Source organism: Pseudooceanicola nitratireducens, from assembly GCF_900109195.1.
Classification (GTDB): domain Bacteria; phylum Pseudomonadota; class Alphaproteobacteria; order Rhodobacterales; family Rhodobacteraceae; genus Pseudooceanicola; species Pseudooceanicola nitratireducens.
The window spans coordinates 47,460-69,818 of record NZ_FNZG01000003.1 but is presented as its reverse complement, the minus strand read 5'-3'; the positions used below and the strand labels follow the sequence as shown (position 1 = coordinate 69,818).

Here is a 22,359-nt window from a genome sequence, read left to right as displayed (position 1 = left end):
ATGGCAAAGATCGAAGTTACCGAAGCGCTTCACAAGGCATTCGAATCGCTGGCGATTTTCCAGAAGCGCACCGGCATGCGCGGGAAGATGCGGCCGGGCTATCCGCGCCGCTGGAAAATCGGGCAGGTGATCGCCATCGGGCCTGACTGCGTGGTCGAACCCTTCTCGACCCTGGCCGACGGGGATCAGATCCCCTCGGTCGGGTCGTTTTCCGAGGTCGCCTCGGCCTTTCCCGGTACCACGCGGATCGGGCGGTTCTGTTCGATCGGGCTTGGCGTGCGGTTCACCGGTTTTCGCCACCCGGTCGAGGCCGCGTCGTCCTCCTCCGCCTTCTTCAACCCGCAGCGCGAATTCTTCGCCGCCTATGCCGCCTCGCGCGAGGTCGAGACAGGCCAGCGCCCGCAGATCACCGCGCCGGTCGATGCACCGCAACCACAGCGCGGCCCGCTGGTGATCGGCCATGACGTCTGGATCGGGGACGGCGCCGTGCTGCGTGGCGGGATTACTATCGGTGACGGCGCGGTGATCGCGGGCGGGGCGGTGGTGACCAAGGATGTGCCTGCCTACGCGGTGATCGGCGGCAACCCCGGCCGGGTGATCCGCCAGCGCTTCCCCGATGAGATCTGTGCCGCGCTTCACGACAGCCGGTGGTGGGAGATCGAGCTGGAGGACCTGCTGCGCCTGCCCATGGGCGACCCGGCGGCGCTGGTCACCGCCATCGCGCAGGCCAGTGATCTGCGCCGGTATGATCCCGACCGCACGTCGCTGTTGCGCCGGCTGGCAAAGATGGGTGTCGTGGGGACTTAATCGTAGGTGTAGCCCAGCTGCGACTCGAGCGTCAGGTCAAGCTGGGCGCGCAGGAAGCCCATGTCGCGCGGCGACAGGGCATCGGGCGTGTCGGGGCGGGTATAGCCATCGACCGAGGTGTTGAAGCGGTTGCCCAGCCGGGCCTTGACGGTCTTCAGATCGGCGTGTTTGCGGGTCAGCCCATAGGCGGCGCAAAGCCAGTCCAGCGTGCCCTCGGGATCGGCCAGAAAGCTTTCCATGCGGATCACGGCCACATCGCCGCCGCGCACCAGCATCGACAGGTGCCCCTCAAGCTTGGCGCGGCGCAGCGCAAAAAGGTTGCCAAAGGGCCGGCCGGTCAGCGGGTGGCGGTCAAATTGAAGTTCCTCTCCCTCTGCCGCAAGCTCGGGGTGGATGGTTTCGAAATCCGCGATCCGGTCGACCTTGCCGCGCCAGGTTGCGCGAATGAAGTCCGAAAATTCAAGCAGTTGCAGCGATGGATGCCCGTGCCAAGGCCGCTTGTGCATCGACAGGGCCCAGGCGCGGGCGTCACGGATGCAGACGATGGTCAACAGGTTGCGCGGCACCGCCAGCATGCGGGGAAAGCCGTGCTTCCAGCCAAGCGCCTCGGTCCGGAAGAGATCGACGTTCTTCTCGATCATCTTGCGCAGGATATTGGTGCCCGAGCCGCGTTCGCCGATCACCTGGAACATCGCCGGCGGGGTGTCCTGACGGCGCAGCGCGTGGCGTCCGGTTTCGGCAAAGTCGGATGGCAGCATCGGAACCTCGGGTCTGGTCCACTTGGTTTACGATTCTCACGCGGGGAAAAACAAGTTATTGCTTGGGAAAAGCGGCCCTGCAGTGCAGATGGCCGAAACGTGGTCAACACGCGACAAGAGGGGCTGATCGATGCAATCCACCGCCTGCGCCGTCACCATGGTGCGCGACGATGAATTCTTCCTGCGGATCTGGCTGGACTATTACGGCGGCCACCTGGGGCTTGAGAACTGCTATGTCATCAACCACGGGCGCGGGGATGCGGTGGCAAAGCTGGCCAAAGGGGCCAATATCATCGGCCTGCCGGGGGATCCGCACAAGAACTTTGATGCCAAGCGCTGGCGGCTGCTGAACGGCATCGTGACGGGGCTGCGCGGCTATTATGGCCACGTAATCGTGGGGGACGTGGACGAATTGGTGGTGGTCGACCCGGCCTCGGGCAAGACCCTGCTGGAGTTCCTGGAGCGTCGGCGCACCAACCGGGTGTTCACGCCGCTTGGGCTGGAGGTCGTGCAGCGCCTGGATCTTGAGGATCTGCCGATCACCGACAAGGTTCTGGGCCCGCGCGCCCATGTGCGCCTGGCCCCGCATTATTCCAAACCTTGCGTGATCTCGACCGCGACCAAGATCGCCCGTGGCGGACATTACACGCAGTACGACCAGCTTAATGCGCCGGACAACCTGTATCTGTTTCACCTGAAGTTCTGCGATTTCGCCGCCTATCAGCAGGCGATGGACCGGCGCAATGCGGTGACGGCAGAGGTCGGGGTCGAGAGCGTGGCCGAGGCCTCGATCGGGCGGCACTGGTTCGCCGAGGCGCGTGGCGACGATCGGGCCGAATTCGAAGGATTCGCGGCGCTGCCCCTGGCCGAGGGGTTCGAGATGAAGCCCTTCCGCGACGCCATGGCCCGCAGCTTCCGCCCGCGTGGCGACACGGGATTCTATGAATTCGACCGGCCCGATGTGGCGGTGCAATTCCGCCTGCCGGACCGGTTCTTCGGTCTTTTCTGACCGTGCGGCTCCCCGCGCCCTGACAGGCGCGGGTCGCGGGCCGGCTCAGCCCTTGCTGATCGCGTCGAGGATACGTGCCCAGCTGCGGATGCCCTTGTGGAAGGACGACAGGTCGTATTTCTCGTTCGGGGAATGGATCTGGTCGTCATCCTTGCCAAAGCCGATCAGCATGGCGTCGGTGTCGAGGATCCGCTTGAAATGCCCGGCAATCGGGATGGACCCGCCACAGCCCACATAGGCCGCCGGATTGGGCCATTCGTCGGACAGCGCCTTGCGGGCGGCCTCGAACGCGGGGTGGTCAATTTCCATCTGGCTGGCCTGGCTGGCGCCGTGGCCGTGCCAGTCGACCTGGCAATCCTTGGGGAGCTGGCTTTCCACGTAGGCGCGGAAGTTCTTGCGGATGGCATGGGGATCCTGCTGGCCAACCAGGCGGAAGCTGATCTTGGCATGGGCCTTGGATGGCAGGACGGTCTTGAAACCATCGCCGGTGTAGCCGCCCCAGATGCCGTTGACCTCGCAGGTCGGACGCGACCAGATCATTTCCAACGGGGTGCGGTCCTGTTCGCCGGCCGGCTCGGACAGTCCGACCTCACCCAGGAATGAGCCGTGGTCAAAGCCCAGCCCCTGCCATTGGGCGCGGATCTCATCGGGCAGTTCGGGCACGCCTTCGTAGAAGTCCGGCACGGTGATGCGCCCCTGGTCGTCGTGCAGCCCGGCAATGATGCGCGACAGCACCCGGATCGGGTTCATCGAGGGTCCGCCATACATGCCGGAATGGAGGTCCTTGACCGGGCCGGTGATCGTCAGCTCTTCGCCCAGTAGACCACGCAACATGGTGACGATGGCGGGCGTGTCCTCTCCGAACAGGCCGGTGTCGCAGATCAGGGCGACGTCGGTCTTCAGCTCTTCGGCGTTGTCATTCATGAAGGGCACAAGGGACGGCGATCCGCTTTCCTCTTCGCCCTCGAAGAAGAAGGTGATCTTGCAGGGCAGCTTACCGTTCTCGGCGATCCAGGCGCGGCAGGCTTCGACAAAGGTCATCAGCTGGCCCTTGTCATCTGAGGATCCACGTCCGCGAATGACCTTGCCGTTCGCGGTCTCCTCAAGCTGGGGATCGAACGGGTCGCGATCCCACAGGTTCAGCGGATCGACCGGCTGCACGTCGTAGTGACCGTAGAACAGCAGATGCGGCGCGCCTTCTCCGATGTGGCCGACGACCATCGGATGGCCGGGGGTCGGGCGCTTCTCGGCCTCGGCCCCGAGCGAGCGCAGATCGTCCACCAGCCAGTCCGCCGCCCGGTCGCAGTCGGCCTTGTAGGCCGGGTCGGTCGAGATCGAGGGGATGCGCAGCAGATCAAGAAGGCGGTCGGTCGCTTCTGGGATCTGGGCGTCGATGCGGGATAGAACGGCGTCGAGTGACATGGGAGCTCCTATTATTTTGCGCCGACCCTATCAGCGGGCTGTGGAGTGTCCAGTGACGGCGATGCAAAGGGGGCTCTGCCCCCTTGGGCGTCAAAGCTGAAGCTTTGCCACCGACCCCCGGGATACTTGGAAAAACCAAAGAGGGAGGGTCGATGCTCTCTTTGGTTTTCGAAAATATCCCCGCCGGAGGCATCCAACATCTGCCGAAAGAACAGGTAGTTGGGGCGGCGCGCGACAGAAGCGAGGCGCGCGCGTCAGGGCGCGATGAGCGTGACGGTCAGGGGCAGGTGATCCGAGGCGATACGGGCGGGCTGGGCGAGGTGGGCGGAAGGGGGATGCGTGGCGCGCAGGCGCGGGCAGAGGGCGAAGCGGTCGAGCCGGCCAAGCGGGCGCAGGGATGGAAAGGTGGCGGGGGCGGGCAGGAAGCTGAGACCGTCGAGCGCGTGGTCCAGAACCTCGATCGCGCCCCATTCGTTGATGTCACCGGCCAGAAGGGTCGGTGCGGGGGGCAGATCTGCCAGATGGGCCGAGATCGCGTGCAGTTGGGCCAGGCGGTCGCGGCGGCGCAGCCCCAAATGCACGCCGATCACGCGCAGGGGTCCGATCAGTGTCGTCAGCTCGGCCCGTATGGCGCCGCGCGGCTCAAGCCCCGGCAGGGTGATCTGATCGATTTCGCGCAGCGTCAGCCCTGGACGCATCAGCATCGTGTTGCCGTGCCACCCGACCGACGGCCCGCCGGGCGAGACCGGAGAAAAAGGCAGAAGTTGCCAGCCCTCGGCCCGGATCATGTCGCGCGGCAGGGCGGCGGGGCGCGGAGGCAGGCGCTTGTCGACCTCTTGCAGGACCACAAGGTCCGCGCCGATGTCCGACAGCACCCGCAGGCTGCGTCCGGGGTCGCGGCGCAGGTCCATGCCGACACATTTTTGCAGGTTCCAGGTTGCCACTTTGAGGCTGAGCGCTTTCATAGATGGGAAGGTAGCGATGACGCGGGGAATTTCACAGGTGTTGCGGGATCAAAGTCGAGTGACGCAGGCCATCTGGCTGGCACTTCTGGTTGCCGCGGGAGAGGCGCTTTGGACCGGGCGCTATTCCCTGGCCTTCGTCGCCCTGGTGACCATCGGCCTGTCGATCCTGCCGGTCTACGTGGCCAGATGGGCGCAGATCCAGGTGCCCAAAAGCTTCATGCTGGCGGTGGTCATGTTCGTCGGCGGCACGATCTTCCTGGGCGAGGTGGCGGATTTCTACAACCGGTTCTGGTGGTGGGACATCGCCATGCACGGAGGCTCCGCCGTGGGCTTTGGCCTGATCGGATTCGTGCTGGTTTTCATGATGTTCCAGGGGGATCGCTTTGCCGCGCCGCCGGCTGCCATCGCGGTTTTCGCCTTCTGTTTCGCCGTGGCCATCGGTGCCATGTGGGAGATCTTCGAGTTCTCGATGGATGAGCTGTTCGGCTTCAACATGCAGAAGTCCGGGCTGCGCGACACCATGGGCGATCTGATCGTCGATTGCGGGGGCGCGCTTCTGGGGGCCGGGTCGGGCTATGCCTATCTGCGCGGGAAAGCTGCCGGAGGGCTGGCCGGGCTGATCGAGGATTTCGTTACGCGCAATCCCCGGTTCTTCAAAAAGCGTAGAAAATAGGCGTTGACGGGACCGTATGGTCCGACCCCAATGCGCGGATGAGAAAAGACCAACTTGATCTTCCGGGCGCATCGGCGCTGTTTCTTTTCGTGCTGGTTCTGGCGGGCAACCAGATCATCATGAAGCTGACCTCGGAAGGGCTGAGCCCGGTGTTCCAGGCGGGGCTGCGGTCACTGTTTGCCTGCCTGGCGATCCTGGTCTGGATGCTGGCGCGGGGCGTGTCTTTCGGCAACCTGCGCCGCGACATGGGGCCGGGGCTGGCCATGGGGCTGGCCTTTACGCTGGAATTCATCGGGCTTTTCAACGCGCTGGACATGACGACGGTCGCGCGGGCCTCGATCATCTTTTACACGATGCCGATGCATCTGAGCCTTGCCGCGCATTTCCTGATCCCCGGAGAGCGTCTGACCCGGGTCAAGGTGATCGGGCTGATCTGTGCCTTTGCGGGCGTCGTCGTCGTGCTGGCGGACCGGTCGGGCGGACAGGCGAGCCTTGCGGGCGATCTTCTGGCCTGGCTCGGGGCCATCGGCTGGGCGGCGATTGCGCTGATCGTTCGGATCACGCGGATTTCCGAGGCCCCGCCCGAGGCGCAGCAGCTGTGGCAATTGTCCTTCTCGGCGGTGGCTTTGCTGCTGGTCGCACCGCTGTTCGGGCCGCTGGTGCGGGATTTTGGCCCGGAGCATATCTGGATGATGGGCTACCAGGTCTTCCTGGTGGCCAGTTTTGGCTTTCTGGGTTGGTTCTACCTGATGAAGACCTATCCTGCCTCGACCATCGCAAGCTTTTCCTTCCTGACGCCGGTCTTTGCGGTCTTTATGGGCTGGGCCTTCCTGGGAGAGGCGCTGCATCTGTCGGTGCTGGTGGCCCTGGCGCTGGTGTCTTTCGGGATCGTGTTGATCAACCGCCGCGGGTGACTGGTCCGGGTGACCGGGGCGGGTGATTGGGCCGGGGGCCTTGCCCGGGCCCTAGGTGCCCCTTGGCTGGTGTCGCGCGGCGGGGGTTTTCCACCCCCGCACCCCCGGAGAGTATTTTTGGCAAGATGATGGGGATTTCAGGTGCCGCAGAAGGTGGCGGTGACTTGTTCCTGGGCCGTGGGCGGCGTGGTGAGGCCGGTGTCAGCGGGTGTCGTGTAGGGGGTGGAGAGCGCCCGGCGCAGGGTCTCAAACAGGGCCATGTCGCCGGATTGCGCGGATTGGATCATCTGTTCGATCCGGTGATTGCGCGGGATCACGGCGGGGTTGGAGCGGGCCATGAGGGCCGGGGCCTCGGGTTCCGTTGCGAGGCGGTCGTGCCAGCGCGCGGTCCAGTCAAGGAAGGCGTCGCGGTCGGCGAAGTGGTCGCGGGCGTCATTGTCGGGCAGGGCGCGGAAGCTGTTGGTGAAATCCGATCCGCCGGACTGCATCAGCGAGAGCAGCTCGGAGATCAGGCCGCGATCTTCGGGGCGGGGCGAGGAGATGCCGAGTTTGGCGGCAAAGACCCGCAGCCAGGCGGCGTCGATCAGGTCCGGCATGGCGTGCACGGCGGCGGTGAAATCCGGGATGGCGGCATCCGGGTCGGGCATCAGCGGCAGCAGGGCCGAGGCGAGTTTCGCCATGTTCCAGGGCAGCACGGGCGCCTGGTTGGAATAGGCGTAGCGGCCGTGCTGGTCGATGGAGCTGAAGACCGTATCGGGGTGATAGGTATCCATGAAGGCGCAGGGGCCGTAGTCGATCGTTTCGCCCGAGATCGAGGTGTTGTCGGTGTTCATCACCCCATGGATGAAGCCGACGCCCAGCCATTTCGTCACCAGGTCTGCCTGGCGATTGATCACGCCCTGCAGGAAGTGCAGCGGGTCGCGGGCGGAAGGGTCATGGCGGTCGACCGCGTAGTCATAGAGCGCCCGGAGGGAGGCGCGGTCGTCGCGGGCGGCGAAATATTCGAAATGGCCGACGCGCAGGTGCGAAGAGGCCACGCGGGTCAGAACGGCGCCGGGCAGGGCGACCTCGCGCTGGATGCGGTCGCCGGTGAGGGTCGCGGCCAGGGCGCGCGTGGTGGGGATGCCCAGGGCGTGCATCGCCTCGGAGACGATGAATTCGCGCAGCACGGGGCCAAGGGCGGCGCGGCCATCGCCATTGCGGGAATAGGGGGTGCGGCCCGAGCCCTTGAGCTGAATGTCGCGGCGCTGGCCGGTGCGGTCGATGACCTCGCCCAGCAGCAGCGCGCGCCCGTCCCCAAGGGAGGGAGAGAAGCCGCCGAACTGGTGCCCGGCATAGGCCTGGGCCAAGGGCTCGGCCCCGTCGGGCAGGGTATTGCCTGCAAGGACCTGCGGATCGGGCGTGCCGGTGATGCCCAGATCCGCCGCCAGGGGCGCGTTCCAGGCCAGCAGCGAAGGCGCGCTGACGGGCGCGGGGGGCTGGCGGGTGAAAAGCGCCGCGGGCAGGCGGGTATAGCTGTTGTCGAAGGGGATCTGCATCGGGCTGGATTGGGTCATGGACGACAGGTAAGGCGGCAGGGGCGCGGTTTCCAGCCCTGTTTATGGGCCCTGGTTTCTTGGCCCCAGTTTATGGGCGCTGTTTCGAGGCCCTGTTGAGAGGCCCATTATTGGGCCCTCATTCCGCGCCCTGTTTCAGGTCCGGCGCGGGCGGCGTCAGATCTTCTTGGTCATCAGCATGTAGCCTTCGCGCGGCTTGAACAGCTGACGGCGGTACATCTTGACGGTCTGGTCGTCGTCTTCGCGGACCTCGAGGTGCAGGGCGCGCAGGCCGGTTTCTGCCAGGGTCTTGGGCAGCTGTTCCAGCACCTCGGTGGCGATGCCACGGCGGCGCACGGCGGGGCGGACGTAGAGTTCGTCGACAAAGCCGTCCATGCCGCCGAATTCAACCGACCAGCCGAAGGTCAGGATGATATAGCCGATCGGCGCGCGCGACGGGCCCATCAGCCAAACGGCCCCATAGGGCGAGCCGTCCAGCAGGGGGGCAAGCGCCTGAACCCGATGGTCGTCATCCAGCGGCAGGCCGAATTCCTCGTGAAAGGCGGCGACCAGGGGCAGGAGGCGAGGCAGATCCTCGGGGCCGGCAAGGTGCAGCGCGGTCACAGGCGGGCCAGCCTTTCGGTCAGCAGGGCAAAGAAGCCGTCGGCGTCGATATCGCCCATGAACATCGCATTGGGCGCGCGGTCGGTCACGCCCCACCAATCGGCGACGGTCATGCCGCGGGTGAGGGGCGAGGCGACCTCGATCTCGACGTTGACGTGGCGGCCGGAGAACAGCTCGGGCCGGATCAGATAGGCGGTGACGCAGGGATCATGCAGGGGCGCACCTTCGGATCCGTATTTCTCCTTGTCGAAGCGTTCGAAGAAATCGGTCATCTCGGCCACGGCCTTGCCCACGGGGGTGCCGAGGGCGCGGAAGGCATCGTTGCGCGCGGGCGTCACCAGCGCCTTGTGCGTCACATCCAGCGGCATCACCACGATCGGCACGCCAGAGCGGAATGTGATCTCGGCCGCCTCGGGGTCGACGTAGATGTTGAACTCGGCCGCCGGGGTGATGTTGCCAACCTCGAGATAGGCGCCGCCCATCAGGACGATTTCCTGCACCTTTTCAATGATGTCGGGCGCGCGTTCGAAGGCGGTGGCGATATTGGTCAGCGGCCCCAGGGGGCAGAGCGTGACGGTGCCTGCAGGTTCCGCGCGCAGGGTGTCGATGATGAAATCGACGCCGTGGCCGTCCTGCAGGGCCATCAGCGGATCGGGCAGCTTCGGCCCGTTCAGCCCGGTCTGGCCGTGCACATGTTCCGCCGTGACCAGCGTCTTGGCCATGGGACGGTCGCAGCCGGCATAGACCTTCACGTCCGGTTTGCCCGCGAGTTCACAGATGATGCGGGCGTTCTTGGCCGTCAGCTCCAGCGGCACGTTGCCTGCGACGGCGGTGATGCCCAGCACCTCGATCTCTTCGGGGCTGGCCAGGGCCAGAAGAATGGCGACGGCGTCGTCCTGTCCGGGGTCGGTGTCGATGATGATCTTGCGGGGCATGGTCCGGGGCATGGTCGTCCTGTGGGTGGTTTGGCGCAGGGTGGCGCGGGGTCGGGCAGATGTCCATGGGGGACAGCACATTGCGCGGGTTTGCGTTCTGGCCCATGCTGCACGGAATGGCGAGCGGTATCTACATTCACGCCGGGGCACATCGCACAGGGACGTCCTCGTTCCAGATGTTCCTGTCGGTCAACGCAGAGGCGATCCGGGCAAGGGGCTATGACCTGGCCTATCCCGGCCGGGACGATATTCCCGGCGGGCGGCTGCGGCTGCGCCTTCCCGGACCCAGCACCGGGGGCAAGCGCAAGCAGGAACTGCGGGAATTCCTGGCCGAGGAAATGCAGGTCTATTCCACCGCGCCCGACCGGCCGCTGATTCTGTCGGAAGAAAACATCCCCGGCCGCATGATGCCCTTCTACGGAGGAGAGTTCTTTCCAGCGATCCGGCGGCGGCTGAAGTTCCTCAAGGCGCATCTGCCGGGGCCGGTGGACCGATTGGTCTATGTGCTGCGTCCTTATGATGAGCTTTTTGCCTCGGCCTATCGCAAGCGGGCCGAGGACAACGCCTGTCCGCCCTTTGCCGATCTGAAGCCGGGGATGATCGCGATGAAGGCCGGCTGGCCGCATGTGATTTCAGCCCTGCGGGACGTGTTGAAACCGAGTGAGCTGATCGTGCTGACCTATGACCAAAGGGGCAGCAACCGGGATCTGTTTGGCCACCTGGTGCCGGATCTGGCGGAAGGCGATTGGGTGGAACCCGAACGGTCGCTGAACGTCTCGGCCACGGATGCGGGGCTGATGGTGCTGCAGAAACACTATGCCACGGGCCTGACGCTGGAGCGGAAGGAATGGCAAGAGGTGCTGCGGCTGTATTCCAGCGAGACCGGCGATCGGGGATTCGCGTCCTTTGACGAGGATGAGACCGCGCAGATCCGGGCGCGTTATGCCAACGACCTGGCCGAGCTGCGCGACATGCCCGGTGTTGCGCTGATCGAATAACTTCGCTGCGTATCCCCTTGATGCAAAAGAAAACGGGCCCCGAAGGACCCGTTCCCGATTTCAGCGATTTGGCCGCGATCAGCCGTCGAAATCGACGTCCTGGATCAGCTGCAGCGCCTGCGGGCGCAGGTTGGCCAGATCCATCAGGTTGGTGTCGTCCGCGGTGAACTCACCCCAGCCTTTGACCAGGTCGATGGCTTCGGTGCCCGGCGCGATCGGGTATTCATAGTTCGCGGCGGCGTAGATCTCCTGCGCCTTGGGCGACACCAGGAATTCCATCAGCTTCAGGGCGTTTTCCTTGTTCGGGGCTGCCTTGGTCATGGCCACACCGGAGATGTTCACATGCGCGCCGCCCTCTTCGAAGGTCGGGAAGACGATGCGGACGGAATTCGCCCATTCGGTCTGTTCCGCGTCTTCCAGCATCTTGCCCATGTAATAGGTGTTGCCGACCGAGATGTCGCATTCGCCGGCCCAGATCGCCTTGACCTGTGCGCGGTCGTTGCCCTGGGGCTTGCGGGCGAGGTTGGCCTTGACGCCTTCCAGCCAGGTCTTGGTGGCCTCTTCGCCGTGATGGTGGATCATCGCCGAAACCAGCGCCACGTTATAGGCATTGGTGCCGGAACGGATGCAGATGCGGTTCTTCCACTTGGGGTCGGCCAGGTCTTCGTAGGTGGTGACTTCGCCGTCGGCCACGCGATCCTTCGAGGCATAGACGATCCGCGCGCGGGTCGTCAGGCCCCACCAATGACCGTCGGGGTCATGATAGGCTGCGGGCACGTTTTCGGTCAGCACGTCCGAGGTGACAGGCTGTGTCAGGCCCGCGTTCACCACGGCCGCCAGGCGCGAGATGTCGACGGTAAAGACCAGATCCGCGGGCGAGCGGTCGCCTTCGGCTTCCAGGCGTTCAACCATGCCCTTGTCCAGGTGCGCGACGTTGACCTTGATGCCGGTCTCTTCGGTGAAGGCATCGGTCAGCGGGGCCAGAAGCTCGGGCTGGCGATAGGAATACAGGTTCACTTCTTCCGCGACGGCCGGGATGGCGGTCAGGGCAAGGGCGCCTGCAAAGACGGAAGTGCGGATCGAAAAGGTCATTTATGGCCTCCTAGGGGTTGTCCTTGGCTGCGCCTTAAATCTTACTGTTTTACTTGGGTCAATGCCTGATTTTTTTGCTCAAGCTTTTGTGCCGGGGTCTGCCGGGGGAGCGGTGGCGGCGCGTTTGGCCGCCTTTTCCGCGGCCTTGGCGGCATCCCACAAGGCGTCCATTTCTTCCAGGTTGCTTTGCTCGGGCGTCTTACCGCGTTGTTTCAGCGCGGTTTCTATTGCGCCGAAGCGGCGGGTGAACTTGGCGTTGGCACGGCGCAGGGCGGCTTCGGGATCGACGCCCATGTGGCGCGACAGGTTGGCCATGACGAACAGCAGATCGCCCATCTCTTCCTCGATCTCGTCGGGGCCCAGGGTGTCGCGCGCCTCGACCAGTTCGGCGGCTTCTTCCTGGATCTTCGCCAGCACCTGATCGGTGGAAGGCCAGTCAAATCCGACCCTTGCGGCGCGTTTCTGAAGCTTCAGGGCACGCAGAAGGGCGGGCAGCCCCACGGCCACGTCATCCAGCACGCCGGTCGCCCCCTTGGCGGCGCGTTCGGCGGCCTTGACCTTTTCCCAGTCGCGGGTCTGCTGGTCGGCAGACTTGTCGCGGCTTTCGTCGCCGAAGACATGGGGGTGACGGCTGATCATCTTGGTTGCGACTTCGTCCGCCACATCAACAAAGCTGAAATGCCCTGCTTCTTCAGCGATTTGCGCGTGAAAGACGACCTGAAGCAGAAGATCCCCCAGCTCTCCCTGCAGCTCGTCCATGGCGTTGCGTTCGATGGCATCAGCGACCTCGTAGGCCTCTTCGATCGTGTAGGGCGCAATGGTGGCGAAGGTCTGTTCCACATCCCAGGGGCAGCCGGTTTCGGGATCACGCAGACGGCGCATGATGGCCAGAAGCTGGGGCAGCCCGCGGTCGTGCTGGTGAATCGGATCTTGGGGCGGGGTCTGGGTGCCTTGGGGCATTGCGGCTCCTCTCGGATTGCGATTTGGTGCCAAGGTGGCGAGCGTAATGACAGGAGTCCAGCCGATGCCCGTAATCAATCGTATCGCCGGGTTCGCCGACGAAATGCAGGGCTGGCGGCGCCACCTGCACCAGCACCCGGAACTGGGCTTTGACTGCCACCAGACCGCCGCCTTCGTGGCTGAACGGCTGCGCGAATTCGGTGTCGACGAGATCCATGAAGGCATCGCCAGGACCGGGCTGGTGGCGCTGATCCACGGGCGCGGCAAGGGCGGGGTCATCGGGCTGCGGGCCGATATGGATGCGCTGCCGATCGAGGAAGCCACCGGGGCCGACCATGCCTCGACCGTGGCCGGCAAGATGCACGCCTGCGGCCATGACGGCCACACGACGATGCTGCTGGGTGCCGCCAAGTACTTGGCGGAGACGCGGAATTTCACCGGCACCGTGGCGCTGATCTTTCAGCCCGCCGAAGAAGACGGCGGCGGCGGCGGTGTCATGGTGGACGAAGGCATCATGGACCGGTTCAAGATCGACCAGGTCTATGCAATGCACAATGCGCCGGGCTTTCCGGCGGGCATGTTCATGACCGGGCCGGGACCGGTGCTGGCGGCGGTCGATACCTTCCATGTGCATGTAAAGGGCGTGGGCGGCCATGCGGCCAATCCGCATGAGACCCGTGATCCGATTCCCTGTGCGATCTCGATCATCCAGGCGGTGAACACCATCGTGTCGCGCAACGCCTATGCGGGGGATGAACTTGTCGTATCGGTTACCCAGATCCACGCCGGATCGGCCGAGAACGTGATTCCCGACAAGGCCTATGTGAACGGCACCGTGCGGACCTTTGATCCGGCGGTTCAGGACCTGGTCGAGGCCCGGTTGAAAGAGATCGTCGACGGCCAGGCTGCGGCCTTTGGGGTCGAGGCGCGGCTGGGGTATGACCGCCATTACCCGGCCACCGTGAACGACGTCGCCAAGTCGGAATTCGCGGCCGAGGTGGCGCGCGATGTCTCGACCCAGGTGGAATATCGCGAGGCGCGCGAAATGGGGGCCGAGGATTTCAGCTTTATGCTGCAGGCGCGACCCGGGGCCTTCATGATGCTGGGGCAGGGCGTGGACAGTGCCGGGCTGCACCAGCCAGACTATGATTTCAACGACGAGATCGCGCCGATCGGCGCATCCTATTTCGTGCGCCTGGTCGAGCGCGCCCAACCGGTGGAGTGAGAGATGGCCCTTGAAGACGCCAAGACAGAAATCGACGGAGCCTTTACCCGCAAGGATCCCAAGGGGCTGGCCTATGAGAACGCCTTTGCCGGCGCGACCTCCTTTCTGCGCCGGACCTATACCAAGGACCTGAGCGGCTATGATCTGGCGGTGACGGGCGTGCCTTTTGATCAGGCGGTGACCAACCGTACCGGCACGCGGTTCGGGCCGCGCGCGATCCGCGAGGCATCGACCCTGCAGCCCTATGATCCGCCCTATGGCTGGGGCTTTGATCCGCTGTCCGAATTTGCCGTGGCGGATTACGGCGACCTGGCGTTCGACTATGCCAAGGTCTGGGAATTCCCCGATGCGCTTCAGGCGCATATGGCGGGGATGCTGGCCCAGGGCGTGGGGACGGTGACGCTTGGCGGGGATCACTTCATCACCCTGCCGATCCTGAAGGCGCATGTGGAAAAACACGGGCCGCTGGCGCTGATCCAGTTCGACGCCCATTCGGACACCTGGGCCGATGACGACATGGATCGGATTGATCACGGGACCTTTGTCTACAAGGCGGCCAAGCTGGGGCTGATCGATGTGGACCGGTCGGTCCAGGTTGGAATTCGCACGGTCTGTGACGATCATTGCGGCATCCATGTGATCGACGCGCCCGAGGTGCATCGCATCGGCCCGCAGGCGGTGGCGGATCGGGTGAAAGAGATCGTTGGCGATGCCAAGGCCTATCTGACTTTCGATATCGACTGTCTTGATCCGGCCTATGCGCCGGGGACGGGCACGCCGGTCTGGGGCGGGCTTTCCTCGGCCCAGGCGGCGGCAATCCTGCGCGGGATTGCGGGGGTCCACCTGACCGGCGGCGACGTGGTCGAGGTATCCCCGCCGTTTGATCATGGCGGGATCACCGCCGTGGCAGGGGCGCATGTGGCGATGGAGATCGCCTGTCTCTGGGCCTGGACCCGGCGGGGCGGCTGATCCGACTGCTCCCTACTTGCGCGCCGATCCGACGGGCGGGATCCAATTGCGCGCGCCCATAGGGGCGCGCAAGCGATTCAAGGCTGCCTTGCGGGGCAAGGCAGCGGGGCCTCCGGCGGGGATATTTGGGAAAACCAAAGAGGGGTGGGTCGCGTGCCAGCGTGGGCAGCGGGGTAGGCTGTTTGAAGAGAGGGCCTGTGCGGGGCTGTTTGCGGGTGGTTTCCAGGTGGTTTTCCGGGGCGGCAGGCGGGGCGGAGGCTTGCAATCCCGCAGTCGCGCCCATAGGTTCCGCCAAACCTTGCGGATCCCCGCACATACAGAAGGAAGACCCCCATGGAAGGTGGCGCAGTCGCCCAGTTTCTCCCGCTCATCCTGATCTTTGCGATCATGTATTTCCTGCTGATCCGTCCGCAGCAGAAGAAGCTGAAGGACCATCAGGCCATGGTGAATGCCGTGCGTCGCGGTGACCTGGTCGTGACCCAGGGCGGCATCATCGGCAAGGTCGTGAAGGTGCGCGAGGACGGCGAGGTCGAGGTCGAGATCGCCGAGGGCGTCAAGGTCCGCGTCATCAAGTCCACCCTGGCAGACGTGAAGTCCAAGACGGAGCCGGCCGAGGCCGCGTAAGTTCTGAACCTCCGGGCAAAGGGGCCGCATGATGCTGCAGATCGATCTGTGGAAACGTATTCTGATCTGGGGCACGGTGGCGCTTGGGCTGCTTCTGGCCCTTCCGAATGCCTATTATTCCCGCGTCGAGGGATACAATGACCAAGTGGCTGTCGGTCAGCCCGGCGAAGGCTGGGTTGACTGGCTGCCGTCGAACCTTGTGAACCTGGGCCTGGACCTGCGCGGGGGCGCGCATCTTCTGGCCGAGGTGAAGGTCGAGGATGTCTATGCCTCGCGCATGAAGGGCCTGTGGCCCGAGATCCGCAACCGCCTGCGCCAGGAGCGGGACGTCGTGGGCACCATCCGCCTGCAGGACGGCCCCGAGGACGAGCTGCGCATTCGCATTTCCAATGCGGATGCGATTTCCCAGGCGGTGTCGATCGTGCGAGAGATCTCGCGCCCGATCGTCAGCCTGACCGGTGCGGGCCAGAACGACATCGAAGTCACCAATGAAGGGCCGGTGCTGATCGTGCGCCTGTCGGAGGCCGAGCGGCTTGCGACGGATGACCGCACGGTGCGCCAGTCGCTGGAAATCATCCGCCGCCGGATCGACGAGGTCGGCACGCGCGAGCCGACGATCCAGCGTCAGGGGTCCGACCGGATCCTGATCCAGGTGCCGGGGGTCGAATCGGCCTCGGAACTGAAGGACATCATCGGGACCACCGCGCAGCTGACCTTTCAGCCGGTGATCCGCCGCACGACGGACGATCAGACCGTCGCGGGTCCGGGCAATTCGCTGCTGCCCTCGATGGACGAGGAGGGCCAGTTCTACGTGCTGGAAGACACGCCTGTCGTCACCGGCGAAGAGCTGGTCGATGCGCAGCCGTCTTTCGATCAGAACGGCCGGCCTGCGGTGTCCTTCCGGTTCAACCCGGCCGGGGCGCGCAAGTTCGGCGATTACACCGCCAACAACATCGGCAACCCCTTTGCCATCGTCCTGGACAACGAGGTCATCAGCGCCCCGGTGATCCAGAGCCATATTGCCGGCGGGTCGGGGATCATCACCGGCAACTTCTCGGTCGAGGAATCGACCAACCTCGCGGTTCTGCTGCGTGCGGGTGCCCTGCCTGCGGGGCTGGATTTCCTTGAGGAGCGCACGATCGGGCCGGAACTGGGGGCGGACAGCATCCAGGCGGGCAAGATCGCCTGTATCGTTGCCGGCATCGCGGTTCTGTTCTTCATGTGGGCGTCCTATGGGCTGTTTGGCCTGTTCGCCAATATCGCGCTGATCCTGAACGTGGGCATGATCTTTGGTCTGCTTAGCGTGATCGGGGCGACGCTGACCCTGCCGGGCATCGCGGGCATCGTACTGACCATCGGCATGGCGGTGGACGCCAACGTGCTGGTCTTTGAACGGATCCGGGAAGAGATGAAATCGGCCAAGGGGCCGGCCCGCGCGATCGAGCTGGGCTATGAACGGGCGCTGTCGGCCATCGTCGACGCCAATATCACGACCTTCATCGTGGCGGTGATCCTGTTTGTCCTGGGCTCGGGCCCGGTGCGGGGCTTCTCGGTCACGCTTGGGATCGGGATCCTGACGTCGGTCTTCACCGCGATTTGGGTCACCCGACTGCTGATCGTCACGTGGTTCGAACGGGCGCGGCCCAAGACAATCGAGGTCTGAGATGCGTTTGAAACTTGTACCCGAAAACACCAACTGGGATTTCTTCAAGTATCGGACCCTGACCTTCGGGGCCTCGATCGTGATGATGATCGCAAGCCTGGCGCTTTGGCTGACGGTCGGGCTGAACTTCGGCATCGACTTTCGCGGCGGCACGACCATCCGGACGCAGTCCGAACAGCCGGTCGACGTTGGTGCCTATCGCGACGCGATCGCGCCGCTTGGGCTGGGCGATACCTCGATCTCGGAGGTGTTCGATCCGTCCTTTGACGACGACCACCACGTGGCGATGATCCGCATCCAGGCCCAGGACGGCCAGGAAAGCATCAGCGCCGAGACCGTGACCCAAGTCGAACAGGCGCTGGAGGCGCTGGACGAGACCGTGCATTTCACCCAGGTGGAATCGGTTGGTCCCAAGGTCTCGGGCGAATTGATCCAGACCGCCGTGCTGGCGGTTGCGGCGGCGCTGGCGGCGATCTTGTTCTACATCTGGCTGCGGTTCGAATGGCAGTTCTCGGTCGGGGCGGTGGTTGCGCTGTTCCATGACGTGCTGATCACCATCGGGGTGTTTTCCCTGCTGCAGATCCGGTTCGACCTGGCGACCATTGCGGCGCTGCTGACCATCATCGGCTATTCGATCAACGATACCGTGGTGATCTTTGACCGGCTGCGGGAAAACCTGCGCAAGTTCAAGACCAAGCCGCTGATCGACGTGATGAACCTGTCGGTGAACGAAACCCTCAGCCGGACGCTGATGACATCCGGCACCACCCTGATCGCGCTGATCGCGCTTCTGGTGCTGGGCGGCGACGTGATCCGGGGCTTTGTCTTTGCCATCACCTGGGGCGTGGTGATCGGGACCTATTCCTCGGTCTATGTGGCGAAGAACGTCGTTCTCTGGCTGGGCGTGAAACGCGACTGGTCCAAGCCCACGGACACCACCGGCAACCAGTTTGCCAATGTGGATGCCTGATCTTCTGCCCGAGGGGGTCAGCTCCCTCGGGTTGATGCTTCTTCTTTTCACGACATTCGTGGCCGGCGTGGTCTATGGCTTTGCGGGCTTTGGCGCGGCGCTGATCTTCTTGCCGGTGGCGGCGCGGATCGTGCCGTTGGAGGTCGCGATCGCGGTCTTCAACATTTCGGCGGTGGCCTCGGTGTTTACCGTGGTGCCGCAGGCCTGGGGCAAGGTCGACCGACCGGCCCTGGCCTTGCAGATCGGTCTGGCCTGCCTTGCGGCGGTGGCGGGGATCTGGGTTCTGAAGACAGCGGATGTGACCTGGCTGCGCTGGACGGTCATCGCGGTGATCGGCGTGACGCTTCTGGCGCTGGTGTCGGGGTGGCGCTACCAGGCGCGGCCCGGACGGGCAACGCGCGGGGCCGTGGGCCTGGGCGCGGGGTTCCTGGGCGGGGCGACGGGGCTGCTGGGCCCGGTCGTGGTGATCTTCCAGCTGGCCGGACAGGACGGAGCCGAGAAGAACCGCGCAACGACACTGGTCTTCCTGACCGTGACCTCGATCCTGCTGCTGCCCCTTATGGCGCTGCAGGGAGTGATCACTTGGGCGGTTGTGCCGCTTGGTCTGATCCTGCTGCTGCCCTATGGTCTGGGCTCATGGATCGGGCGTCTGATGTTCCGGCCGGGGAACGAACGCGCCTACAGGGTGACGGCCTATGTGCTGGTCGCGGTGGCGATGGTCTTGGGGCTGCCGCTGTTCGATGCGGTCTGAGGGGCTTTTGACAGGAGGGGTGCGATGCAACTGAACGAAATCGACTATGGCAAGGCGCGGCCGATCGACGGCTATGGCGAAGGTTTCTTCCGCATCGGGGGCGCGGTGCACCAGGCCCCGTTGCTGGTCACCGCCGACAGCGTGCAGTCCTGGGGCGGCTATGACGACCTTGGGTCCGTTCTGGCGCTGGCGGGGCAGATTGATGTGCTGTTCGTCGGCACGGGGGCCGAGATGGCCTATGTTCCGGCTGCCTTCCGCGCGGCGGTCGAAGGCGCGGGCATCGGGGTCGAGCCGATGACAAGCCCAGCCGCCTGCCGCACCTTCAACGTCCTGCTGAGCGAGGGCCGCCGGATCGCGGCGGTCCTGTCCTCGGTCTGAAGCCCCCGAAGGCGGGAACCTGCACCGCAACCCAAGGGCGAAATTCTGTCTGTCCTGAACGGGATGGGTGCTTTTCGCCGCGCAACAAATCCGCTAGGTCGAATGTATGAGCTTGAAGGTCGTGGATCTTGGTGTGGCCCGCGGAGGCGTGCCAGTGCTGGAGGGGGTGAATTTCGCCGCCGATCCGGGCGAGGCCGTCGTGCTGACCGGCCCCAATGGGGTGGGCAAGACGACCCTGCTGCGCACGCTGGCCGGGCTGCAACCGCCCTATGCCGGCAAGATCATCCTGCCCGACGCAGAAGCGATCGCCTATGCCGGCCATGCGGATGGCATCAAGGCGGTGCTGAGCGTGCGGGAAAACCTGTCCTTCTGGGCGCGGGTCTATGGCCATGGCGATATCCAGCCCGCGCTTGAGGGCTTCGGCCTGATCGATCTGGCCGAGCGTCCGGCGGGCAACCTTTCTGCCGGGCAGAAACGCCGGCTTGGGCTGGCGCGTCTTGCGGTGACGGGGCGGCCGATCTGGGTTCTGGATGAACCGACGGTGTCGCTGGACAAGCAGTCCGTGGCGATGTTCGGCGCGGCGGTGCGGCGGCATCTGGACGGTGGCGGAACGGCGGTGATCGCCAGCCATATCGACATGGGGCTGCCGGTGCGCGTGATCGACATGACGCCGTTCCGCGCGCGCGCCAGCGTGTCGCGCCAATATGACGAGGCCTTCCTGTGATCGCGCTTTTCCTGCGGGACATTCGGCTGGCGGTGCGGGCCGGGGGCGGCTTTGGCCTTGGGCTGGCCTTCTTCCTGATCGTCATCGTTCTGGTGCCCTTTGCCGTGGGGCCGGAGACGGCGCTGCTGGCGCGGATCGCGCCGGGGATCCTTTGGGTAGGCGCGCTGTTGGCCTGTCTGCTGTCGCTGGATCGGATCTTTGCGCTGGACCGCGAAGACGGATCGCTGGACCTGATCGCGACCTCTCCGCTGCCGCTGGAAGGGGTCTGCGCGATGAAGGCGCTGTCGCATTGGGTTACCACGGGGCTGCCGCTGGTCATCGCCGCGCCGGTGCTGGGGCTGCTTATGTCGCTGCCGTCTGAAGGATACCTCTGGCTGGTGGTGTCGCTGGCGCTTGGGACGCCGGCGCTGTCGGTGATCGGCACCTTCGGGGCGGCGCTGACCGTGGGGATCAAGCGTGGCGGGCTGCTGCTGTCGCTGCTGGTGCTGCCGCTATACGTCCCGACGCTGATCTTCGGGGCCGAGGTCGCCCGCGCCGGGGCCACGGGGCTGGCGGTCGAAACGCAGCTGGTGCTGCTGGCGGCGGTCACCTGCGTCACCATGGCCCTGTTGCCCTTTGCCAGCGCCGCGGTACTCAGGATGAACCTGAGGTAGATCAAGGTCGGGCTGGCGCGAACGTGACTGTATCGCCAAAACGCCACAGGATAGAGGGGGACTCATGGGATCGATCTGGGAATACGCCAATCCGAAAAAGTTCATCGCCACGGTGGACCGGGTTCTGCCCTTCGTGGCAGGGCTGGCGGTGCTGTCGCTGGTGGTCGGTCTGATCTGGGGCTTTTTCTTCACCCCCGAGGATTACCGCCAGGGATCCACGGTAAAGATCATCTACTTGCACGTGCCTTCGGCGCTGATGGCGATCAATGCCTGGATGATGATGCTTGTGGCGTCGCTGGTCTGGCTGATCCGGCGGCACCATGTCAGCGCGCTGGCGGCGCGGGCGGCGGCCCCCGTGGGCGCGGTGATGACGGTGATCGCGCTTCTGACCGGGGCGATCTGGGGTCAGCCGATGTGGGGCACATGGTGGGCCTGGGATCCGCGCCTGACCTCGTTCCTGATCCTGTTCCTGTTCTACCTTGGCTATATCGCGCTTTGGGCGGCGATCGAGAATGACGATACGGCGGCGGATCTGACCAGCGTGCTTTGCATCGTGGGGTCGGTCTTTGCGGTGCTGTCGCGCTATGCAGTGAACTTCTGGAACCAGGGGCTGCATCAGGGCGCGTCGCTGAGCCTCGACAAGGAGGAAAACGTGGCGGATGTCTTCTATCACCCGCTGCTGGTCTGCATTGCGGGGTTCATCCTTTTGTTCATCGCGCTTGTGCTGCTGCGGACCCGGACGGAAATCCGGGCGCGGCGGACACGGGCGCTTCTGGCACGGGAGCGGATGACATGATGCCCGAACTTGGAAAATACGCGCAGGCGGTGCTGTCGTCCTATGGGCTGTCGCTGCTGCTGCTGGCGGGGCTTGTCGGGATCAGCGTCATCCGGTCGCGCCGCGTCGCACGTGATCTGCGGGCGGTGGAAGAACGGGTGAAGCGCAATGGCTAAGGTATCCTGGTTGATGATGGTGCCGCCGCTGGCCTTTGCCGCCTTGGCGGGGGCTTTCTATATTGGCTTGCAGCGGGAAGATCCCGATCAGCTGCCCTCGGCCTTCGAAGGGCGGGCGGCCCCGGCGGTCGAACTCACGCCCCTGGGCAACCTGCCGGGCTTTGACGCCGGGTCCCTGCGCACCGGAGAGGTCACGCTGGTGAATTTCTGGGCCTCGTGGTGCGCGCCCTGCCGGGTGGAACACCCCAGCCTGACCGCCCTGGCGGAAGAGGGCATCAAGGTGCTGGGCGTGAACTACAAGGACCAGCCCGACAAGGCGCTTGGCTTCCTTGAGGAACTGGGCAACCCCTATGCCGGTGTCGGCGCGGATCCCCAGGGGCGCATGGCGCTGAACTGGGGCCTGTATGGCGTGCCCGAGACCTATGTGATCGACGGAGAGGGCAAGATCATCCTGCGCTTTGCCGGTCCGGTCACGCAGCGCGTCATCGAAAGCGATATTCGTCCGGCGATCGAAAAGGCCCGCGCGGCGACCCAGTAGTTTAAGCCGTCGCGGCGGGGCTGGACGGGCAGGGTGCCTGCCTGCGCCATTTGTTCACCAGCGTTTTTGCAGGGATCAAAGGTCGTGGGACTGCATCCCGGGGCGGTCGCCGCCCGGGATCAACCCTGCATGGCACGTGACGCCTGGGGGCGTCGGGCCCGCCTGACCAAGCGGACCTAACGGCAAGCAGCGCCGTTTCCAAACCTTCAGCAAATCGTAGC

The 22,359-nt window shown here is 64.9% G+C and carries 25 protein-coding genes; 17 read left to right on the top strand and 8 right to left on the bottom strand.

Annotated elements, in window-relative coordinates; all coding sequences use genetic code 11:
• Complete coding sequence (locus BMX99_RS20015; protein WP_093451515.1) at nucleotides 1-807, top strand: CatB-related O-acetyltransferase; 807 nt, start codon at nucleotides 1-3, stop codon at nucleotides 805-807.
• On the opposite strand, the gene BMX99_RS10985 is transcribed toward BMX99_RS20015, so the two are convergent.
• On the bottom strand, nucleotides 804-1,565 hold the full coding sequence (locus tag BMX99_RS10985; protein ID WP_244525551.1) for a hypothetical protein: 762 nt from the start codon (nucleotides 1,563-1,565) through the stop codon (nucleotides 804-806). The genes BMX99_RS20015 and BMX99_RS10985 overlap by 4 nt on opposite strands.
• A 130-nt stretch (nucleotides 1,566-1,695) precedes the next feature.
• Here BMX99_RS10985 and BMX99_RS10980 point away from each other — a divergent pair, with 130 nt between their 5' ends.
• Entirely contained in the window at nucleotides 1,696-2,574 is an 879-nt protein-coding gene (locus BMX99_RS10980; protein ID WP_093451513.1) for a glycosyltransferase family 2 protein, read from the top strand.
• A gap of 45 nt (nucleotides 2,575-2,619) precedes the next feature.
• On the opposite strand, the gene BMX99_RS10975 is transcribed toward BMX99_RS10980, so the two are convergent.
• Both BMX99_RS10975 and BMX99_RS10970 read right to left on the bottom strand, forming a co-directional pair.
• Nucleotides 2,620-3,996: a M20/M25/M40 family metallo-hydrolase gene (locus BMX99_RS10975; RefSeq protein WP_093451511.1), complete on the bottom strand. Its 1,377-nt coding sequence runs from the start codon at nucleotides 3,994-3,996 to the stop codon at nucleotides 2,620-2,622.
• Between the two features lie 254 nt (nucleotides 3,997-4,250).
• Entirely contained in the window at nucleotides 4,251-4,961 is a 711-nt protein-coding gene (locus BMX99_RS10970; protein ID WP_093451509.1) for an endonuclease/exonuclease/phosphatase family protein, read from the bottom strand.
• Nucleotides 4,962-5,019: 58 nt separating this feature from the next.
• Here BMX99_RS10970 and BMX99_RS10965 point away from each other — a divergent pair, with 58 nt between their 5' ends.
• Complete coding sequence (locus BMX99_RS10965; protein ID WP_315855982.1) at nucleotides 5,020-5,634, top strand: hypothetical protein; 615 nt, start codon at nucleotides 5,020-5,022, stop codon at nucleotides 5,632-5,634.
• Nucleotides 5,635-5,672: 38 nt separating this feature from the next.
• The gene (locus tag BMX99_RS10960) at nucleotides 5,673-6,548 is read left to right on the top strand and encodes a DMT family transporter (protein ID WP_093451506.1); all 876 of its coding nucleotides are present in this window, start codon (nucleotides 5,673-5,675) and stop codon (nucleotides 6,546-6,548) included.
• A gap of 137 nt (nucleotides 6,549-6,685) precedes the next feature.
• On the opposite strand, the gene BMX99_RS10955 is transcribed toward BMX99_RS10960, so the two are convergent.
• From BMX99_RS10955 to BMX99_RS10945, 3 genes are all read right to left on the bottom strand, one after another.
• On the bottom strand, nucleotides 6,686-8,104 hold the full coding sequence (locus BMX99_RS10955; protein ID WP_093451503.1) for a protein adenylyltransferase SelO: 1,419 nt from the start codon (nucleotides 8,102-8,104) through the stop codon (nucleotides 6,686-6,688).
• Between the two features lie 156 nt (nucleotides 8,105-8,260).
• On the bottom strand, nucleotides 8,261-8,707 hold the full coding sequence (locus tag BMX99_RS10950; protein WP_093451500.1) for a GNAT family N-acetyltransferase: 447 nt from the start codon (nucleotides 8,705-8,707) through the stop codon (nucleotides 8,261-8,263).
• Nucleotides 8,704-9,642 (bottom strand): nucleoside hydrolase, encoded by a 939-nt coding sequence (locus BMX99_RS10945; RefSeq protein ID WP_093453208.1) that lies wholly within the window; start codon nucleotides 9,640-9,642, stop codon nucleotides 8,704-8,706. The genes BMX99_RS10950 and BMX99_RS10945 overlap by 4 nt, the downstream gene beginning before the upstream one ends.
• Before the next feature lie 116 nt (nucleotides 9,643-9,758).
• Here BMX99_RS10945 and BMX99_RS10940 point away from each other — a divergent pair, with 116 nt between their 5' ends.
• Nucleotides 9,759-10,640: a hypothetical protein gene (locus BMX99_RS10940; protein WP_139199496.1), complete on the top strand. Its 882-nt coding sequence runs from the start codon at nucleotides 9,759-9,761 to the stop codon at nucleotides 10,638-10,640.
• A gap of 78 nt (nucleotides 10,641-10,718) precedes the next feature.
• On the opposite strand, the gene BMX99_RS10935 is transcribed toward BMX99_RS10940, so the two are convergent.
• Both BMX99_RS10935 and mazG read right to left on the bottom strand, forming a co-directional pair.
• Nucleotides 10,719-11,732: a Fe(3+) ABC transporter substrate-binding protein gene (locus tag BMX99_RS10935; protein ID WP_093451494.1), complete on the bottom strand. Its 1,014-nt coding sequence runs from the start codon at nucleotides 11,730-11,732 to the stop codon at nucleotides 10,719-10,721.
• A 78-nt stretch (nucleotides 11,733-11,810) separates the two neighbouring features.
• Nucleotides 11,811-12,692, bottom strand: a complete 882-nt coding sequence (gene mazG / locus BMX99_RS10930) for a nucleoside triphosphate pyrophosphohydrolase (protein WP_093451491.1) — start codon at nucleotides 12,690-12,692, stop codon at nucleotides 11,811-11,813.
• Nucleotides 12,693-12,756: 64 nt separating this feature from the next.
• Between mazG and BMX99_RS10925 the strand changes: the two genes are divergently transcribed.
• The 12 genes from BMX99_RS10925 to BMX99_RS10870 all read left to right on the top strand — a co-directional run bounded on the left by BMX99_RS10925 (nucleotide 12,757) and on the right by BMX99_RS10870 (nucleotide 22,138).
• The gene (locus tag BMX99_RS10925) at nucleotides 12,757-13,917 is read left to right on the top strand and encodes a M20 aminoacylase family protein (RefSeq protein WP_093451488.1); all 1,161 of its coding nucleotides are present in this window, start codon (nucleotides 12,757-12,759) and stop codon (nucleotides 13,915-13,917) included.
• Nucleotides 13,918-13,920: 3 nt separating this feature from the next.
• Nucleotides 13,921-14,886: an agmatinase gene (speB, locus tag BMX99_RS10920; protein ID WP_093451485.1), complete on the top strand. Its 966-nt coding sequence runs from the start codon at nucleotides 13,921-13,923 to the stop codon at nucleotides 14,884-14,886.
• A 333-nt stretch (nucleotides 14,887-15,219) separates the two neighbouring features.
• Nucleotides 15,220-15,510, top strand: coding sequence for a preprotein translocase subunit YajC (gene yajC / locus BMX99_RS10915; protein WP_093451483.1), 291 nt, complete (start codon nucleotides 15,220-15,222; stop codon nucleotides 15,508-15,510).
• A gap of 31 nt (nucleotides 15,511-15,541) precedes the next feature.
• Complete coding sequence (gene secD, locus BMX99_RS10910) at nucleotides 15,542-17,173, top strand: protein translocase subunit SecD (RefSeq protein ID WP_093453202.1); 1,632 nt, start codon at nucleotides 15,542-15,544, stop codon at nucleotides 17,171-17,173.
• Between the two features lies 1 nt (nucleotide 17,174).
• The gene (gene secF / locus BMX99_RS10905; protein WP_093451480.1) at nucleotides 17,175-18,143 is read left to right on the top strand and encodes a protein translocase subunit SecF; all 969 of its coding nucleotides are present in this window, start codon (nucleotides 17,175-17,177) and stop codon (nucleotides 18,141-18,143) included.
• A 34-nt stretch (nucleotides 18,144-18,177) separates the two neighbouring features.
• Entirely contained in the window at nucleotides 18,178-18,894 is a 717-nt protein-coding gene (locus BMX99_RS10900; RefSeq protein WP_244525553.1) for a sulfite exporter TauE/SafE family protein, read from the top strand.
• A gap of 24 nt (nucleotides 18,895-18,918) precedes the next feature.
• Nucleotides 18,919-19,272 (top strand): Mth938-like domain-containing protein, encoded by a 354-nt coding sequence (locus BMX99_RS10895; protein ID WP_093451477.1) that lies wholly within the window; start codon nucleotides 18,919-18,921, stop codon nucleotides 19,270-19,272.
• 106 nt (nucleotides 19,273-19,378) lie between these two features.
• Nucleotides 19,379-19,996: a heme ABC exporter ATP-binding protein CcmA gene (gene ccmA, locus BMX99_RS10890; protein ID WP_093451474.1), complete on the top strand. Its 618-nt coding sequence runs from the start codon at nucleotides 19,379-19,381 to the stop codon at nucleotides 19,994-19,996.
• Complete coding sequence (ccmB, locus tag BMX99_RS10885; RefSeq protein ID WP_093451471.1) at nucleotides 19,993-20,649, top strand: heme exporter protein CcmB; 657 nt, start codon at nucleotides 19,993-19,995, stop codon at nucleotides 20,647-20,649. The genes ccmA and ccmB overlap by 4 nt, the downstream gene beginning before the upstream one ends.
• Before the next feature lie 64 nt (nucleotides 20,650-20,713).
• Nucleotides 20,714-21,445 (top strand): heme ABC transporter permease, encoded by a 732-nt coding sequence (locus BMX99_RS10880; protein WP_093451468.1) that lies wholly within the window; start codon nucleotides 20,714-20,716, stop codon nucleotides 21,443-21,445.
• The gene (gene ccmD / locus BMX99_RS10875; protein ID WP_093451465.1) at nucleotides 21,445-21,600 is read left to right on the top strand and encodes a heme exporter protein CcmD; all 156 of its coding nucleotides are present in this window, start codon (nucleotides 21,445-21,447) and stop codon (nucleotides 21,598-21,600) included. Before BMX99_RS10880 ends, ccmD begins: the two co-directional genes overlap by 1 nt.
• Complete coding sequence (locus BMX99_RS10870; RefSeq protein ID WP_170848753.1) at nucleotides 21,593-22,138, top strand: DsbE family thiol:disulfide interchange protein; 546 nt, start codon at nucleotides 21,593-21,595, stop codon at nucleotides 22,136-22,138. The genes ccmD and BMX99_RS10870 overlap by 8 nt, the downstream gene beginning before the upstream one ends.
• Nucleotides 22,139-22,359 lie beyond the last annotated feature (221 nt).